Annotated in this window: 15 protein-coding genes, 1 tRNA gene and 4 pseudogenes; 12 read left to right on the top strand and 8 right to left on the bottom strand. The window is 72.4% G+C overall.

The genetic code is table 11. From position 1 onward, the window contains the following. The first annotated feature begins 154 nt into the window (after window positions 1-154). From AC1QRC_RS04525 to AC1QRC_RS04515, 3 genes and pseudogenes are all read left to right on the top strand, one after another. Window positions 155-1399, top strand: coding sequence for an O-acetylhomoserine aminocarboxypropyltransferase/cysteine synthase family protein (locus AC1QRC_RS04525; RefSeq protein ID WP_484205616.1), 1245 nt, complete (start codon window positions 155-157; stop codon window positions 1397-1399). Then, on the top strand, window positions 1396-2712 hold the full coding sequence (locus AC1QRC_RS04520; RefSeq protein ID WP_484205615.1) for an NtaA/DmoA family FMN-dependent monooxygenase: 1317 nt from the start codon (window positions 1396-1398) through the stop codon (window positions 2710-2712). The genes AC1QRC_RS04525 and AC1QRC_RS04520 overlap by 4 nt, the downstream gene beginning before the upstream one ends. A gap of 37 nt (window positions 2713-2749) precedes the next feature. After that, window positions 2750-3261, top strand: a pseudogene (locus tag AC1QRC_RS04515) (phosphoribosyltransferase). 2 nt (window positions 3262-3263) lie between these two features. On the opposite strand, the gene AC1QRC_RS04510 reads toward AC1QRC_RS04515, so the two are convergent. From AC1QRC_RS04510 to AC1QRC_RS04495, 4 genes are all read right to left on the bottom strand, one after another. Then, window positions 3264-3638 carry a DUF4342 domain-containing protein gene (locus AC1QRC_RS04510; RefSeq protein WP_484205614.1) on the bottom strand — a complete coding sequence of 125 codons (375 nt, stop codon included), beginning with the start codon at window positions 3636-3638 and terminating at the stop codon, window positions 3264-3266. Window positions 3639-3831: 193 nt separating this feature from the next. Beyond that, a complete protein-coding gene (locus tag AC1QRC_RS04505; protein WP_484205613.1) occupies window positions 3832-4329 on the bottom strand; it encodes a hypothetical protein in 498 nt (165 codons plus the stop codon). Window positions 4330-4619: 290 nt separating this feature from the next. Then, window positions 4620-4709: transfer RNA gene (locus AC1QRC_RS04500), tRNA-Ser, on the bottom strand. 10 nt (window positions 4710-4719) lie between these two features. Beyond that, window positions 4720-5157, bottom strand: coding sequence for a nucleoside deaminase (locus AC1QRC_RS04495; RefSeq protein ID WP_484206573.1), 438 nt, complete (start codon window positions 5155-5157; stop codon window positions 4720-4722). Between the two features lie 92 nt (window positions 5158-5249). Here AC1QRC_RS04495 and upp point away from each other — a divergent pair, with 92 nt between their 5' ends. The 5 genes from upp (at window position 5250) to def (ending at window position 8946) form a co-directional block, all read left to right on the top strand. After that, window positions 5250-5888, top strand: a complete 639-nt coding sequence (gene upp, locus AC1QRC_RS04490) for a uracil phosphoribosyltransferase (RefSeq protein ID WP_484205612.1) — start codon at window positions 5250-5252, stop codon at window positions 5886-5888. A 2-nt stretch (window positions 5889-5890) separates the two neighbouring features. Next, a complete protein-coding gene (locus AC1QRC_RS04485; RefSeq protein WP_484205611.1) occupies window positions 5891-7051 on the top strand; it encodes an aminotransferase class I/II-fold pyridoxal phosphate-dependent enzyme in 1161 nt (386 codons plus the stop codon). A 138-nt stretch (window positions 7052-7189) separates the two neighbouring features. After that, entirely contained in the window at window positions 7190-7357 is a 168-nt protein-coding gene (locus AC1QRC_RS04480; RefSeq protein ID WP_484205610.1) for a hypothetical protein, read from the top strand. A gap of 6 nt (window positions 7358-7363) precedes the next feature. Next, the gene (locus tag AC1QRC_RS04475; RefSeq protein ID WP_484205609.1) at window positions 7364-8275 is read left to right on the top strand and encodes a PH domain-containing protein; all 912 of its coding nucleotides are present in this window, start codon (window positions 7364-7366) and stop codon (window positions 8273-8275) included. A 101-nt stretch (window positions 8276-8376) separates the two neighbouring features. Continuing rightward, complete coding sequence (def, locus tag AC1QRC_RS04470; RefSeq protein ID WP_484205608.1) at window positions 8377-8946, top strand: peptide deformylase; 570 nt, start codon at window positions 8377-8379, stop codon at window positions 8944-8946. Window positions 8947-9093: 147 nt separating this feature from the next. Here the strand turns inward: def and AC1QRC_RS04465 are convergent. The 4 genes and pseudogenes from AC1QRC_RS04465 to AC1QRC_RS04450 all read right to left on the bottom strand — a co-directional run. Beyond that, a pseudogene (locus AC1QRC_RS04465) lies at window positions 9094-9780 on the bottom strand (CHAT domain-containing protein); the annotation flags it as partial. Window positions 9781-9928: 148 nt separating this feature from the next. Further along, window positions 9929-11371, bottom strand: coding sequence for an ATP-binding protein (locus tag AC1QRC_RS04460; protein WP_484205607.1), 1443 nt, complete (start codon window positions 11369-11371; stop codon window positions 9929-9931). A gap of 170 nt (window positions 11372-11541) precedes the next feature. Next, window positions 11542-12006 carry a hypothetical protein gene (locus tag AC1QRC_RS04455; RefSeq protein ID WP_484205606.1) on the bottom strand — a complete coding sequence of 155 codons (465 nt, stop codon included), beginning with the start codon at window positions 12004-12006 and terminating at the stop codon, window positions 11542-11544. Then, a complete protein-coding gene (locus tag AC1QRC_RS04450) occupies window positions 12003-12623 on the bottom strand; it encodes an RNA polymerase sigma factor (RefSeq protein ID WP_484205605.1) in 621 nt (206 codons plus the stop codon). Before AC1QRC_RS04450 ends, AC1QRC_RS04455 begins: the two co-directional genes overlap by 4 nt. A 182-nt stretch (window positions 12624-12805) precedes the next feature. On the opposite strand from AC1QRC_RS04450, the pseudogene AC1QRC_RS04445 reads away from it, so the two are divergent. The 4 genes and pseudogenes from AC1QRC_RS04445 to AC1QRC_RS04430 form a co-directional block, all read left to right on the top strand. After that, window positions 12806-13051: pseudogene (locus tag AC1QRC_RS04445) on the top strand (Fur family transcriptional regulator); the annotation flags it as partial. 235 nt (window positions 13052-13286) lie between these two features. Beyond that, window positions 13287-13622: a catalase gene (locus AC1QRC_RS04440; protein ID WP_484205604.1), complete on the top strand. Its 336-nt coding sequence runs from the start codon at window positions 13287-13289 to the stop codon at window positions 13620-13622. After that, window positions 13564-14094, top strand: coding sequence for a catalase (locus AC1QRC_RS04435; protein WP_484205603.1), 531 nt, complete (start codon window positions 13564-13566; stop codon window positions 14092-14094). Before AC1QRC_RS04440 ends, AC1QRC_RS04435 begins: the two co-directional genes overlap by 59 nt. After that, window positions 14094-14414: pseudogene (locus AC1QRC_RS04430) on the top strand (catalase); the annotation flags it as partial. The gene AC1QRC_RS04435 and the pseudogene AC1QRC_RS04430, both read left to right, overlap by 1 nt. Window position 14415 lies beyond the last annotated feature (1 nt).

Genomic DNA, 14415 nt, shown 5'->3' with positions numbered 1-14415 from the left:
GTCCTGACGGTGCGAGGAGCTCCCCCAATCCATAAGGGGCTCCATGGCGACCAGTAATGTGCCGTCATGACCAGTGCAGTGCCGCCCGACGAGACACCGCCAGTCCCGGGGTTCACGACCCGGCAGGTCCACGCCGGGACCCCGGAGGCCAGCGGTGCCGCTGACCCCCCGGGCGACACCGATCTACCTGACGGCGGGCTTCCGGTTCGCGGACTTCGACGAGGCCGCCGCCCACTTCGGGGCCGGCGAGGGGTACGGCTACACCCGCACCGGCAATCCGAGCAGCGACGCGGCCGAGCGCAAGATCGCGGCGCTCGAGGGCGGGGCGCAGGGGTTGTTGGTGGCCAGTGGGCAGGCCGCAGTCACGGTCGCCCTGCTCGGGCTGGCGTCCGCCGGCCAGCGGGTGCTGTCCGCCGCGAGTCTCTACGAGGGGACCCGCGGCCTCTTCCTGGACAACCTGTCGCGGTTGGGGATCGAGACGGACTTCGTGGCCGACGCCGGTGACCTCGGCCAGTGGGAGCGGGCGATCCGACCGGAGACCCGCGCCCTCTTCCTGGAGTCCATCCCCAACCCGCGCAACGACCTGGCCGACATCGCCGCCGTGGCCGACATCGCCCACGCCCACGGCCTCCCGCTCGTCGTCGACAACACCCTCGCCACGCCATACCTGCTGCGTCCCCTCGAGCACGGCGCCGACCTGGTGGTGCACTCCGCCAGCAAGTTCCTGGCCGGCCACGGCTCGGTGCTGGGCGGGGTCATCGTCGACAACGGGGCCTTCGACCCCGCGCGGTCCGGTGACCTGTTCCCCCACCTGGTCGCCGCCCCGCGCACCGGCGGGCCGAGCCTGACCGAGCGGTGGGGCGGTCTGGCGCGAATCACCTACCTGCGCGAGTCGGTCGCGCCCCGACTAGGCCCGACCCCCTCGCCGCTGCACGCCTTCCTCATCGCCCAGGGGGTCGAGACGCTGTCGTTGCGGGTCGCCCGGCACAGCGCCGTCGCCCTGGAGGTCGCCACCTGGCTGGAGGCCCAGCCCGGGGTGGCCTCCGTCGACTACTCCGGGCTGCCCTCCAGCCCATGGCACCCGCTGGCCCAGCGGTACCTGCCGGACGGGCAGGGGTCCGTCTTCGCCTTCACCCTGGACGGTGGGGAGGAGGCGGCCCGGCGCTTCATCGAGTCGCTGGAGCTGGTCACCCACATGACCCACCTGGGTGACGTCCGCACCCTCGTGTTGCACCCGGCCAGCACGAGCCACGTGCTGCGGACCGTCGAGGAACAGGTCGCCTCCGGCATCCTCCCGGGGACGCTGCGGCTGTCCGTGGGCATCGAGGACCCGGCGGACCTGATCCGCGACTTGGCCCGCGGTCTGGCGGCGGCGGGCGCGGTGGGGGAAGCGCCATGAGCCGGTTGCAGCACTTCGGCTGGTTCCTGGCCCGTGGCTTCGGGCCGCACGGCTGGGGCCACCCCTACCTGGACTGGAACTACCGGTGGACCCGACCGGAGCTCTACCAGCAGTCCGCCCGGGAGCTGGAGCAGGCGGGATTCGACCTGCTCATCATCGAGGACTCCCCATCGCTGGGGTCGCCCGAGACCCTGGACCTGCGGGTGCGGCAGGCATTCGGGGGGCCCAAGCTGGACCCGTTGCTGCTGGCGCCCTACCTGTTCCAGGCGACCCAGCACCTGGGCGTGGTGCCCACCGTCAACCCGGCCGCCTACCTGCCCTACCCCGCCGCCCGCCAGTTCGCCACCCTGCAGCACCTCAGCGGTCACCGGCTCGGTCTGAACGTGGTCACCGACACCGGCAGCGCCCGGCACTTCGGCGATGCGGCCCCGCTGGGGCACGACGCGGCATACGACCGCGCGGAGGAGTGGCTGGACGGGATCCGGGAGCTGTGGCGCAGTTGGGACGACGGTGCCCTGGTCGACGACCCGGCGCGGGGACGGTATGCCGACGGGGACCGGTTGCGTCCCGTGCGGCACCGCGGGGAGCACTTCTCCTTCGACGGACCGCTGAACGCCGTCCCCTTCACCGACGGCGAGCCGGTCGTCGTCTCCCCCGGCGGCTCCGGTCGGGGACTGGCCTTCGCGGGGGCCAACTCCGAGGTGCAGCTCGCGCTCGCCCCGCTGGACCCCGAGAGCATCCGGGCCTACCGGGCCAAGATCCACGCCGCCGCCCGTGAGCGGGGCCGCTCCCCGTCCTCGGTCAAGGTGCTCTTCGCGGTCCAGCCGGTGCTCACCGCGAGCGCGGAGGAGGCCGACCGGCTGGTGGCCGCCTCTGCCCACCCCGGGGAGGCGGACCTACTCCGTATCGCCGAGCGGCAGTCCAGCGACCTGGAGACCGACCTGACCGTGCTCGACCTGGACCGGCCCCTGGACCCGGCCGTGTTCGGCGACCACGTGTCCCACGGCAGCATCCGGCGCCTGGTCGGGACGCACGACGTGGAGTCGACCCCGCTGCGCACCCTGCTCGCCGCGCAGGCCCGCCTGGGCAGGCTCGCGGACCGCAGCGGTTTCGTCGGCACCGCCGAGGAGTTCGCCGACGTCATCGAGGAGCTGGGAGAGACCGCGGACAACGACGGGATCCTGCTGTGGGGCGACCTCCACCCGGTCACCGTGCACCGGACGCTGGACGAGCTCGTGCCGGTGCTGCGTCGCCGCGGCATCCTGCGCACGGAGTATGCGGGCGCCCTCCGGGCGAACCTGGCCTCCTTCTGAGGACGGGCCGGGGAGGGGCCGGTAGGCTCGCCGGGTGATGGCCTACCACGCGGACTCCTCCGAGCTCACCGACAAGGAAGTACTCACCTGGGAGCGATTCGGGGACGGCCTGCCGCGAGCTCGCGCAGCAGATCGCCGACTCCGGCTTCGAGCCCGAGATCCTGATCGCGGTCGCCCGGGGCGGACTGGTGCCGGGCGGGGGTCTGTCCTACGCCCTGGGGGTCAAGCTCACCGACGCGATCAACGTCGAGTTCTACACCGACGTGCACGAGACGCTGCCTGACCCGGTGCTGCTGGCCCCGATGCTGGACACCGAGTCCCTCAGCGGCAAGCGTCTGCTGGTGGTCGACGACGTCGCCGACTCCGGCCGCACGCTCGCCCTGGTCCTGGACCTGCTGAAGTCCCACGGCGCCGAGACCCGCAGCGCGGTGCTCTACGCCAAGTCCGCCCAGCGTCGTGGCGCCCGACTACGTGTGGCGGCACACCGACGACTGGATCGTCTTCCCCTGGTCCGCCGATCCGCCGGTCACGCCCGCGGTCACCGAGTGAGGTCAGTCCCCGGCGCCGGTCCCGTCCTCCGCTGACCCTGCGCCGGCGTCGCCGTCATCGAGGCGGGGGCGCTGGCGCTCGACGCCGATCGTCACCTGCGTGAGCACCGCGGCGACCGCCCCCACGGCCACGAGGACGGGGGCGAACACGGCGGTGACCGCCGTGACGGCGACACCCGCGGTCAGCGGGACCTCCAACAGCACCTTGCCCTCGCTGTTCTTGATGAACAGGCGCCGCACGTTCCCCTCGGCGACGAGTTCCTTGACTTTGTCCAGCGCCTGCCCGCCGGTCACCGTGAACTCCTCGTACCACGTCTTGTTGTCGCCCCCGTCGGGTCCCCCGGGGCCTGGTGTCTGGTCTGCTTCGTGCTGGGTCACGATCCGCTCCTCCTGCCGGCATCGCCGACGGCTCCGGTGAGCCGCACTCGCGCGATCCCTGCTGACTCGAGTGTGGCACCGCGGGTCGTGCCGGGGCACTCGGTGAGTCCCCTGATCGCCCCCTGAGGCACCCCTGATCGTTCCTGTGAGCGCGACCTAGGGGCCGCTGTCGGCAAGGGTCCCGGGTGCGCTGCTAGGCGGGACCGCGGTCACACTCGAGGCCAGGCAGCTCATAGCCGAACGCCACGCCCATGTATCCACCGTCGTCGCCTGGCACGAAGGCCAGGGTCAGGGAGGCGAAGGTGGTCGACTCATCCGGAGTAGCGAGGACCAGGGAGCCATCCTCACGTTCGTCAACGACGACCGTCCCCCGTTCCAGAGCCTGCGAGAGGGCTTGCGCACCTCGCAACGCTGCAGCCGCCTGGAGCTCGGCCCCTGCGCCGGCTTGCAACTCCTCGGCGGTGAGTGGCGCGCCTTCCTCGACGCTCGTCATCCACCGCTCCCCGGCTTCCACCTGCGCGATCCCCTCCGGGTCATTCTCATAGAAGTCCCTCCTGGCCTCCAGAGAGTGACCCGCCGCCTCCTCTGGGGTCGAGGACAACTGGTCCGTCCCGCGGAAATCCTCGGGATTCACATCGCCCGATCCGCTCGATCCACACATCAGGTCGCCCCGAGCCTGGTGATCGGGCACAGTGGAGCGATCCGGCTGAGCGGCTGCGGGGGAACTGTCAGGGGGCTGACCCAGCTCGTCAGACACGCCTCCGCAGGCAGCGGCCGAGATCGTGAGAAGGCCGCAGGCGGCCGTTCGTCCCCACAACCTCACCGTTGACCTCCCGTCTCGCGAGAGTAGGGCTCCCATCGTCGCAGGTGAGCCGCCGCAGGGGAATGGTGCTGGCGGTGAGGGAGCCCGCAGGCCACGGGAACGGGGACGCAAGAGGCCCTGAAACCCCAGATGACCTGGGGTTTCAGGGCCTTGACGCATGGCGGTGGCGGTGGGATTTGAACCCACGGAGGACTTGCGCCCTCACACGCTTTCGAGGCGTGCTCCTTAGGCCGCTCGGACACGCCACCGCCCAGCAGGCTACCCGAGGCGGTGGGGGCCGAAGAAATCCAGCAGGAGTGCGGCACACTCCTGCTCCCGCACGCCGGCGACCACCTCGGGGCGGTGCAGCGACTGGCGGTCCCGGGGCAGGTCCCACACCGAGCCGCAGGCCCCGGCCTTGGGGTCGGCCGCCCCGTAGACGATCCGGTCGACCCGGGCGAGCACGGCCGCCCCGGCGCACATCGCGCACGGCTCGAGGGTGACGACGAGGCTGGCGCCGTCCAGTCGCCAACTGCCCCGCGCGGAGCCGGCCTCCCGCAGCGCGACGACCTCGGCGTGGCCGGTCGGGTCGTGCTCGGCCTCGCGGACGTTGTGGCCGCGGCCCAGGACGCGGCCGGAGTCATCGACGACGACGGCGCCGATCGGCACGTCACCACCGGACCCCGCCTCCCCGGCGACGTCGAGGGCGGCCCCCATCCAGTCCGCATACCCCTGCGCGGACCACGCGGGGAGGGTCCCGGGCTCCCGGCCGGGTGTGCTCGGATCGCTCACCGGGTAAGTTTCGCAGTATGCGCGTGCATGTTGCCGACCACCCGCTCATCAACCACAAGCTCACCTACTTGCGGGACAAGCGGACCGACACCCCGACCTTCCGTCGGCTGACCGACGAGCTGGTGACCCTGCTGGCCTACGAGGCGACCCGCGACGTCCGGGTCACCCCGTTCGACATCGAGACCCCCGTGGCACCGACCACCGGCATCCACCTGTCCTCCCCCAAGCCGTTGGTGGTGCCCATCCTGCGTGCCGGGCTGGGGATGCTGGACGGGATGATGCGGATGCTGCCGACCGCCGAGGTCGGGTTCCTCGGCATGGTGCGCAACGAGGAGACCCTGGAGGCGCACACCTACGCCAACCGGCTGCCGGACGACCTGGACAAGCGGCAGTGCTACCTGCTCGACCCGATGCTGGCCACGGGCGGGACCCTGGCCGCGGCGATCCACTACCTGGTCGAGCTGGGCGCCGATGACATCACCGCGATCACCCTGCTCAGCGCGCCGGAGGGGATCGAGCGGGTGGAGCAGGACGTCGCCGACATCGACCCGCCGGTGACCCTGGTGACCGGGGCGATCGACGAGCGGCTCAACGAGCACGGCTACATCGTGCCCGGTCTGGGGGACGCCGGGGACCGGCTGTACGGGGTGGTGTGAGCGTGGTCGGCCCCTCCGCCCGCAGCGGGGTGGAGCCGTTCCACGTGATGGAGGTGCTGCGGGCCGCGTCCGAACGTGCCCGCACCCACGGGGACGCCATCTTCCTGTGCGCCGGTCAGCCCTCGACGCCTGCGCCAGCCGCGGTGCTGCGGGCGGCCGGTGAGGTGCTGACCCGGGAGGTGCTCGGATACACCGAAGCGACCGGCATCCTGGCGTTGCGCGAGGCGATCGCGGCGCACCACCGAGACTGGTACGACATCGACGTCACGGCCGACGACGTCGTGGTGTTCACGGGGTCCTCCGGGGCGTTCTCCACCCTGTTCCTGGCCGCGTTCGACGTCGGTGACACGGTCGCTATGACGCGACCCGGCTACCCCGCCTACCGCAATACCCTCGCCGCACTGGGCTGCCGGGTGCTGGAGCTGGACTGCGGGCCGGACGCCCGCTACCAGCCGACGGTGGCGATGCTGGAGGCGCTGCCCGAGCCGCCGCGCGGGCTGGTCGTCGCCAGCCCGTCGAACCCCACCGGCACCATCATCGACCCCGCCGAGCTGGCCGCCATCGCACGTTGGTGCGACGAGGTGGGCTGCCTGCTGATCAGCGACGAGATCTACCACGGCATCGGCTACGGCCGGCCGGCCGCCAGCGCCTGGCAGACCTCCCGCTCCGGGGTGGTGATGGGATCGGTCAGCAAGTACTTCTCGATGACAGGTTGGCGACTCGGGTGGGCCTTGGTGCCGGCACCGCTGCGCCGGCCCATGGAGGTGCTCACGCAGAACCTGTCGATCTGTCCTCCCGCGATCTCCCAACACGCCGCCGTCGCCGCCTTCTCCGCCGAGGCCAGGGAGGAGCTGGACGGGCACGTGCGCCGGTATGCCGTGAACCGGGACCTGCTGCTGCGTCGCCTCCCGGAGGTGGGGCTGGGGTCCTTCGCCCCGCCGGACGGCGCGTTCTATGCCTGGTGCGACGTCGGCCACCTGACCGAGGACTCGCTGGGCTGGTGCTCGCAGGTCCTCGCGGAGACGGGCGTGGCGCTGACCCCCGGCGTGGACTTCGACACCGTCCACGGCGGCCGGATGGTCCGGCTCAGCTTCGCCGGCGGCACCGAGGAGATCGACGAGGCACTCGACCGGTTGGACCGCTCCGGCCTGCTCCGGCCCTAACGGACCTGGTCCTCCCGCGGTCCCCCGGGTGGCCCGCACTCGGCGTGCCTTCCCGGCAACGGAGGGCCCGGCTGCCAGACTGAACGGCAGTGTGGACTCCTGTGCCCACCGTCATACCCACCAGCCGAAGGAGTGCCGATGCCCAGCAAGATCAAGGTGATCCTGATCTGGCTCGTCTTCGGGTTCCTGGTCTACGCCGTCATCACCAGCCCAGAGCGGGCCGCGGACATCCTGCAGGCCGTCTGGGACATCATCGCCCAGGGCTTCCGCAACATCGGGCGGTTCTTCTCGGCACTGATCAACTAGGCCGCCGTGGCCGCGGGCAGCCGGATCAACAGCCGGATCCTCGAGCGCTACGTCCTGGCGGACGAGCGGATCGTCGTGGCCAACCGGCACCACTGGGCCCGCATGATCGAGCCCGTGGGCACCGTCCTGCTCGGCTTCCTCGTCGTCGCGTTCGTCGGGGCGCGGGCCGAGGCGGCGATCGGCCCGATCGCCCTTGCCCTGTGGTGGGTCTGGTTCGCCCTCGTCGCGCGGATGCTGTGGAAGGCCCTGGAGTGGCGCAACGAGTGGTTCGTCGCGACCGACAAGCGGCTGCTGATGACCTACGGCCTGATCACCCACCGGGTGGCCATGATGCCGATCCGCAAGGTCACGGACATGAACTATGCCCGGTCGCCGATCAGCCGGGTGCTGGGCTACGGCCAGTTCCTGCTGGAGTCCGCGGGTCAGGACCAGGCGATGCGCGAGATCAATTGGGTGGTCGACCCGGACGAGACCTACCGCAAGCTGTGCGACACCCTCTTTGGCACCGGCGGCCACGACCCGGACGAGGACCTCCACCCGGCGCCCCCGCGGGTGCGTCCCGAGCGGCACCACGACGAGACAGACTCCCCCCGGCCCCCCACGGAGGAGGCCCCCGCAGCAGCGTCCCCCGGGGCGCAGGCCCTCCCGGAGCCGACCGACCGCGGCTGGGAGGTCTCCCGGGAGGAGGTCTCGGCATACCAACCCATCGCCACCGGGTACGAGCCGATCAGCACGTGGAGCCAGCCCCGCCGCTCGCGGCGCCGCGAGCGGTCGCAGGCGGTGCCCGAGGTCTCCGACGACGCCGGGCGGCCGGTGTGGGACGACGTCGAGGCGGATGCCTGGGAGACCGACGGGGACGTCGCGGCGGACCCGGACATCACGGGGCCCATCCCGCGGGTGACCCGGCCGCGCGGCTGAGCGGGGCGGAGCCGGGCTCCCGGGTATGCCGGGAGGTCACCTAGTATCGTGCCGCGCGTCCCGCCGTGCGCACCCTCAGCCCCCGCACCTAGGAGCTCCCCGTGGCAGTCCGGCCCATCACCGTCCTCGGCCACAAGGCCCTGCACCAGCCGACCAAGAAGGTGCGGGAGGTCACCGACGAGATCCGCACCCTCGTGGCCGACATGTACGACACCATGGAGGCCGCCGAGGGGGTCGGCCTGGCGGCCAACCAGGTCGGGGTCCGGCTGCGCATCTTCGTCTACGACTGCCCGACCGAGGGTGGCGAGCGCGCTCGCGGCGTCGTCATCAACCCGGTGCTGCAGCGCCTGGGCACCCCCAGCCCGCTGAACGAGGACGAGGACGGCGAGGGCTGCCTGTCGGTGCCCGGGGAGTACTTCCCGCTGGCCCGGCACCCGCGTGCGCGGGTCACCGGCACCGACCTGGACGGCAACGAGGTCGTGGTGGAGGGGGACGGCTACCTGGCCCGGTGCCTGCAGCACGAGACCGACCACCTGGACGGCTACCTCTATGTCGACCGCCTCACCGGCCCCTGGAAGCGGGAGGCCCGGGAGACGGTGAAGGACCGCGGCTGGCAGGCCGACGGCATCACCAAGTGGGACCCGGCGACCCAGCAGGCCGACAAGGTCTGACCCGGGCACCAGCCAGGGTCTGGTCGGGGCACAGGGGCCTGACCCAAGCGCCAGGGCCGAAGTCAGGGCCGGCTCTGCCAGCTCGCACCGAAGAGGGAGAACACCCCGCCCAGTCCCGCCCTCGGCCGCCGTGACCGCCGCCAGCGCCTCGTCGGCGGGCTCGCCGGAGACCAGCCTGCGGTGGTAGGCCGCCATGAAGTCCGCCGTCGCGTGGTCGGGCACGGGCGCGACCCCGGCGAGCACGCTGCGCGCCCCGAGCCGCAGCAGGCCCGCGGCCAGCCCCAGCTGCTCCTCGCCCGGCTGGACCGCCGACTGCCCCACCTCGCAGGCGCTCAGCACCACGTGCTTGGCCCGCACCCCGGTGTGCTCCAAGTCGTAGACGAACAGCGGCCCGTCACTCACCTGGATGGAGGCGAACATCGGGTTGCGGGGGTTGTGCCTCCCGTGCGCGGAGACATGCACCAGGTCGGAGCCGGCCAGCGCGTCCCGCAGCCCCCCGGTCGTGCTCTCCGCCGAGTCGACGAAGCTGCCCGCGGCCCACGCGCCGGCGACCTGCCTGGCCTCGGCGTCGGCATGGGAGAGCCCGGGCCCGGCGAAGGCGTGCACCACGGGCCGCGCGTGCCCGTTGGACTGCGGCGTGCCGGAGCGGGCGGTCCAGTCCGTCGCCGACGGCGCGACCACGAGCGGGGTCCCCCGCAACGACGGCGCCATGGCCCAGGGCAGGGCCGTGAGGTGGCGGTGCGGCACGATCACGAGCCGTCGGTCGCCGCAGCGGGACGGCGCGATCAGCAACTCATCGAGGGTCGCGATGGACCGTTGCAGCGAGTCCCACACCGCCGCCTGGAAGGCCCCCAGCTCGAACCGGCCCGCGACCTCCAGGTCGGCCCGGACCCGCTTGGCCAGGTCGATCACGGTCTCGGCGGGTCCCAGCTCGACCAGGCGGGACCGGGGCCTGCCCAGCACGATGCCGTAGAACCGTTCGTCACGGACGAACAGGGAGAGCAGGTCCGCGTCCGCCTCGGCCAGCCGCTCCCGCGTCGCGCGAGTAGGAGACCGCGACCGCGCCGGCGCCGCTGCCGCGGTGCTCCCACGACTGGGCACGGACCTCCCGGCTCAGCTGGAACTCCCGGTGGAGCAGCTCCTCACGGGCGGCGCCGAGGTCCTCGGTGCGCAGCTGCATCCGCACCTCCCGCAGCGCGGTGAGCAGCTCCGCCTGGACCCGGTCCGCCGGTGGCCGGACGGGTTGCAGCCGCTGGCTGGAGGCGCGCCACCGCTCGGTGCACTCGAAGAGTGCCCTCGGCTGGTCGGGGACCAGGTCCAGGTGCAACCGGGCCAGCGGCGCGGTGTACATGGAGGTCGCTGCCCGCAGGTCGATGCTGGCGCTGCCGGCCTGCTCGCGGACCAGGAGCCGGGCGGCGTCGTCGAGGATCCGCCGGGCCCGGGCCGGGTGACCGTCGCCACGGGCCACCTGGGCCTTGAGGTGGGCCGCCTGCAGCTGGGCCCGCAGCGGCAGCCGCAGCCGGATCCGCTCCACGGCGGCCAGGTGGTCCCGCACCCGGTCCACCTCCCCGCACCGCCAGGCCGCGTCCGCCGCGATCAACCGGTGCTCGGCGTCGAGGGTCCAGTCGGCCCCGGCCAGCCGGCTGCTGACGGTCTCCGCGGTGCGCCAGGCCGCACGGGTGCGCTGCCCCGCCAGCAGGTTGGCCTGCCCCTGGATCAGCTCCGCCCGGGCCGCCCACACCGGCGCTGCCCGCCGGCTGAACCGGCGGCGGGCCCGCTGGGCCCAGGTGCGGCCCTCCACGAACCGGCCGAGCAGCACGCAGGTGCGGGCCAGCTCCACCTCGATCTCGCCGAGGATCTGCCGCTGCGGCTCCCCGGTCGCCAGCGCCGCCGCCTCCTCCAGCGCCTCGTGGGCCTCGGGCAGCAGGCCGGCCTCCAGGAGCACCCGGGCCCGGTCCAGGAGCGTGGCGGCGGCCGAGACGTCCACGCCGAGGCTCTGGGCCTCGCGCAGGGCGCCCAGCGCCTGGGGCAGGTCGCCCCGCAGGTAGGCGACGTAGCCCTGGTTGAAGCGACTCATGAACGCCTCCCGGGGGTGGTCCCCGGACCCGGCGATGGCGGCGCTGCGGTCGAACCGCTCCCAGGCCTCCGCCAGCTCGCCGGCCATCAGCAGGATCACCCCGGAGTTGAGCAGCAGCACGCTCTGGTCCCGGCGTTCGAGGGTGTCGAGCCCCGCCAGTGCCTGCTCCATGGCCTCGCGGGCCTGGGCGATGTGGCCGCTGCGTCCCAGCAGGGTGGCGCGCTGGGACAGGCACAGGGTGCGCAGGTCGCCGTCGGCCAGCTCCCGGGCCGCCTGCTCCGCGCGGGTGAGCCACTGGAGGGCGACGTCCAGCCCGCCGCGCTCGAACTCGGCCGTGGCCAGGCCCATCGCTGCGCGCGCCAGCAGGCGGGCATGCTCGGGCGAGGCCGACCCGTCACCGACCGCGCGGAGGACGCGGCGCAGCGCCCGGGCTGCCCGGGTGGGCCTCCCGGCAGTGTTCTCGGCGATCCCCTCGTCGAGGAGAGCGCGCGTGGGCCCGAGGTTGCTCGCGGGTCACCTCACAGGTCGACGGCCGGCGTGATCAGGGGGCGTGCCCCGTGGTCGGCGCCGGGCCACACCACGAAGTGCACGGGCCCCCGGGGCACCTGGTCGAAGACCAGCCTACCGACGTCGTCGGACTCCTGGGAGAGCACGACCTCCTCGCCCCGCCGCACCTCGACCTCGGCCGGGCCCCCGGTGACCCAACAGTCCAGCCGCAGGGTGTCGCCCTCCTCCGTGACGCTGACCATGAGGCTGACCACGCTGCCGGTGAACGTCATGCTCCGGCTGCGCTCGGCGGTGTCACCGCGCGCGGCCAGGGCGGGGGCCTGGGTGATCTCGGCCACCTCGGCCTCGAGCAGTCGCACTGTCAGCGCGAACTTGATGTCGTCGGTCAGCCCGGCGGGCACGGGGTCCAGCCGGGACCACGTCGCCCTGATCCGGGGCAGCACCGCGGCCGCGAACTCGTCGTCGGTGGCACTCATGTCAGCACTCCATCCCACTCGGGGTCGTCGGTGAGGAAGCGGCGCAGGTTGCGCAGGCACCGGCCCCGGGTGGGGCCGATCGACCCGACCGGCATGCCGAGGGTCTCGGCGATCGTGGCGTAGTCGGGGCGGTCGGCGAAGGCGATCACCCGCAGCAGGTGCTGGCAGCGGTCGCCGAGCCGGGCGAGGTTGCGCCACAGCACCCGCTCCTGCTGGCTGAGCAGCGTCGCCGTCTCGGGGGTCGGCTCCTCGCTGAGCGGCTCGGGCACCGCCTCCAGGTCACCGTCCTCGCGCCCGGACGCCTTGCCGGTGCGCCAGGACTCCCGCCGCACCGTGGTCAACAGCCAGGCCACCACCGCGCGGGGGCTCTCGATCCGGGCGGCGTGCTCGACCAGGCGCAGCCACGCCGTCTGCACGACGTCCTCGGCCGCCGGGCCCGTCAGCCCCTGCCCCCTGGCGGTGTGCCAGAGCAGGGGGGTCAGCAGGTCGACGAGCACGCCCATCTGGGCCCGGTCCCCGTCCTTGTATGCCGTGAACGCCAGCGCGGCGCGGTCGACCAGTCCCAGCTCCGGCACGTCCGCACCCGGGACGGCGTCCTGCGGAGTCGCGTTGCCCATGCGTGCCACCTCTGCCTTCCTGCCCTGACACCTTGAGGATGCCGACGAGTTCATCCTGATACCTCCCGTGCGGTGTGTCCACGGTCACGTTCCCGGCCCCGGGGCCCTCACCCACGGCGACACCACCGCGGCACCCGCTTGACTGCATACCTGATTTGAGTAATTCCAAACAACGACCTAGGATGAGATGCATGGCCACGCCGCACGAAGCACTGCTGCGCGCCGCCGACCTGCGGGTCACGGCGCCGCGCCTGGCCGTGCTCGCGGAGTTGCAGGCCCACCCGCACGCGACCGCCGAGACGATCCGCGCGGCCGTCCACGAGCGTCTCGGCACCGTGTCCACGCAGGCGGTCTACGGCGTGCTGCACGCGCTGACCGACGCCCGGATCCTGCGCCGCTTCGAGCCGGAGGGTTCCCCGGCCCGCTACGAGCTGTTCCGCGGCGACAACCACCACCACCTGGTGTGCCGGGAGTGCGGCGAGGTCGACGGACGTCGCCTGCGCGACGGGCGCCGCACCCTGCCTGGAGGCCTCGGACGACCACGGCTACGCGATCGAGCGCGCCGAGGTCATCTACTGGGGCACCTGCCCCGACTGCCTGGCCCGGGAGGCCGGCGTCCCCCCAGATTTCCCACGAGTCCGACAGTCGCCAACGACAGGAGAGATGATGACCTTCCAGGACAACCAGCAGCCGCTGACCACCGCCGCCGGCGCCCCGGTGGCCGAGAACGACAACGCCATGACCGCCGGGCCCCGCGGCCCGATGCTGCTGCAGGACGTGTGGTTCCTGGAGAAGCTCGCGCACTTCGACCGCGAGGTCATCCCGGAGCGCCGGATGCACGCCAAGGGCTCCGGCGCCTTCGGCACCTTCACCGTCACCCAGGACATCACGCAGCTACACCAAGGCCGCGATCTTCTCCGAGGTCGGCAAGCAGACCGACATGTTCGCCCGGTTCTCCACCGTCGCCGGCGAGCGCGGCGCCGCCGACGCCGAGCGTGACATCCGCGGCTTCGCCCTCCGGTTCTACACCGAGGAGGGCAACTGGGACATGGTCGGCAACAACACCCCGGTGTTCTTCCTCCGCGACCCGCACAAGTTCCCCGACCTGAACCGCGCGGTGAAGCGCGACCCGCGGACCAACCTGCGCGTCGGCCGAGAACAACTGGGACTTCTGGACCAACCTGCCCGAGGCGCTGCACCAGGTGACCATCGTGATGTCCGACCGCGGCATCCCGGACGGCTACCGGCACATGCACGGGTTCGGCTCGCACACCTACTCGCTTCGATCAACGCCGACAACGAGCGTTTCTGGGTGAAGTTCCACTTCCGCACCCAGCAGGGCATCAAGAACCTCACCGACGCCGAGGCCGCCGCGCTCGTCGCCGAGGACCGCGAGTCCAGCCCAGCGCGACCTCTACGAGGCCATCGAGCGCGGCGACTACCCGAAGTGGACGCTTCTACGTCCAGGTGATGCCCGAGGCGGAGGCCGAGGGCTACCGGTTCCACCCGTTCGACCTCACCAAGGTCTGGTCCAAGAAGGACTACCCGCTGATCGAGGTGGGCGAGTTCGAGCTCAACCGCAACCCGGAGAACTACTTCGCCGACGTCGAGCAGGCCGCGTTCACCCCGGCCAACGTGGTGCCGGGCATCGGCTTCTCCCCCGACCGCATGCTGCAGGGCCGGCTGTTCTCCTACGGTGACGCGGCCCGCTACCGCCTGGGTGTCAACCACCACCAGATCCCGGTGAACTACCCGCACGGCGCCCGCTTCGTCAACACCTACCACCGCGACG

The organism is Ornithinicoccus sp. (assembly GCF_057176825.1).
Note: the sequence above shows the minus strand (reverse complement) of the source record. Positions and strands in the feature narration are given on the sequence as shown.

Coding starts and splice junctions, on each gene's coding strand:
- AC1QRC_RS04480 (WP_484205610.1), top strand. CDS start 7,190: ATGCCCAGCAAGATCAAGGTGATCCTGATCTGGCTCGTCTTCGGGTTC.
- AC1QRC_RS04495 (WP_484206573.1), bottom strand. CDS start 5,157: ATGGGGGCCGCCCTCGACGTCGCCGGGGAGGCGGGGTCCGGTGGTGAC.
- upp (WP_484205612.1), top strand. CDS start 5,250: ATGCGCGTGCATGTTGCCGACCACCCGCTCATCAACCACAAGCTCACC.
- AC1QRC_RS04435 (WP_484205603.1), top strand. CDS start 13,564: ATGTTCGCCCGGTTCTCCACCGTCGCCGGCGAGCGCGGCGCCGCCGAC.
- AC1QRC_RS04520 (WP_484205615.1), top strand. CDS start 1,396: ATGAGCCGGTTGCAGCACTTCGGCTGGTTCCTGGCCCGTGGCTTCGGG.
- AC1QRC_RS04450 (WP_484205605.1), bottom strand. CDS start 12,623: ATGGGCAACGCGACTCCGCAGGACGCCGTCCCGGGTGCGGACGTGCCG.
- AC1QRC_RS04455 (WP_484205606.1), bottom strand. CDS start 12,006: ATGAGTGCCACCGACGACGAGTTCGCGGCCGCGGTGCTGCCCCGGATC.
- AC1QRC_RS04460 (WP_484205607.1), bottom strand. CDS start 11,371: ATGGGCCTGGCCACGGCCGAGTTCGAGCGCGGCGGGCTGGACGTCGCC.
- AC1QRC_RS04440 (WP_484205604.1), top strand. CDS start 13,287: ATGATGACCTTCCAGGACAACCAGCAGCCGCTGACCACCGCCGCCGGC.